General features: G+C 56.8%; 1 protein-coding gene. It reads right to left on the bottom strand.

Annotated elements, in window-relative coordinates; translation table 11 throughout:
- Positions 1-106 precede the first annotated feature (106 nt).
- Positions 107-1,200, bottom strand: a 1,094-nt coding sequence (locus AC1DUU_RS32475) for a hypothetical protein (RefSeq protein ID WP_476787396.1), incomplete at its 5' end; no start/stop codon positions are given.

Below are 1,200 nucleotides of genomic sequence, written 5' to 3'. Positions count from 1 at the left end.
AACAGGGCCAGATCGAAGGCCTGTTCTAGGCCGGAAACCTTTTCTTCCCGGACAGCTCTAGGATGAGCCAAGCAACCTACGTTGGCAGGACGGCTCAGGCCACGTTTTACCCTGGCGCGCCGATCCTGCTGACTGCGGACGTCGAGATATTTACGAAGCGGTCGAGCAGAGTGAAGAACACGGCGATGGCAAACCCGAAGACGAAGGCAAGCGTGAACAGGCCGAAGCCGATAGTCTGGAATGCTTCGTTGTTGTTGAACGTGCCGTCCCAGAACCACGCCAGAACCATTCCGGCCAAGGCTCCCAACGCGACGCGATAAATCATCCGCAGCAGCGACGGGTTTGGCAGAAGCGGATCGAGAATCCGCCGCATGTAATACATCAGCGAGCCGAGAGCCCCGTAGAGTGCCGGAAGCACCAGATGAGAGTAGGTCGCCAGCCGCCCAGCTATCTTGTTCTGGATATCGATGACGTTGGGGATCGACTGCGAATAGTAGTTGAGGTTCATTCGGCAGTTCTGCCGCATCAGTTCCAGCGTATTGATGCCAAGCGCGTCGTCGAAGAGATATGCCACTTGTGTAACGAACAGCGGCGGGTCGGGTGGAGCGGAGGTGTCCGACTGCCAGTTCGTCGATTTGGCAAGCTCGATGTCACCAAGATATTGGCAGAAATTCTGCACCGAATACTGTTCTTCGTATTGTTGGGTGATGTCGTTGCTTATCTGCTCGGGCGTGCCTCCGTCCGTGATATTGACGAAAGTCGGACATCTTAGCCCAAGCAAGGCACTTGCTGAGCAGAGGGCATTTCCCAGATGACTCAGGACGGCTAGTTGCCCGTCGGCCGCAGCCAGGAAAGCGTCGCTTTTCTCTTTGACCAGCTTCAGTTCCTTGTCGAGCAAGGTCAACTCATGGACGTACTGGAACGAGGCGTCCTGAGCGATGAGATTGCGCTGAACTGCGTCGACGACATCGGCGTTGCCGGTAAGAGAGCCGACAGTCCCGCCCGTCTCCTCCGGCGACACCGTTGGAGTTGTCGAGCCCGGAGACACTACTCTGTTCGCGTCTGGTGTTGGCGTATCGCCACCCAAAACGTTCCCCGGCAGCTGATGCTCAGCGATCAGCAATTGCCGCTCCAGCCTGCTATAATGCAGTCCCGGATCCTTGTCCTTGAGCAGCGAAAGCTCCTCAAAAAGACTGGCTC

The organism is Aminobacter sp. P4_H6_2, from assembly GCF_056400805.1.
This window is presented reverse-complemented; position numbering and strand designations above follow the sequence as displayed.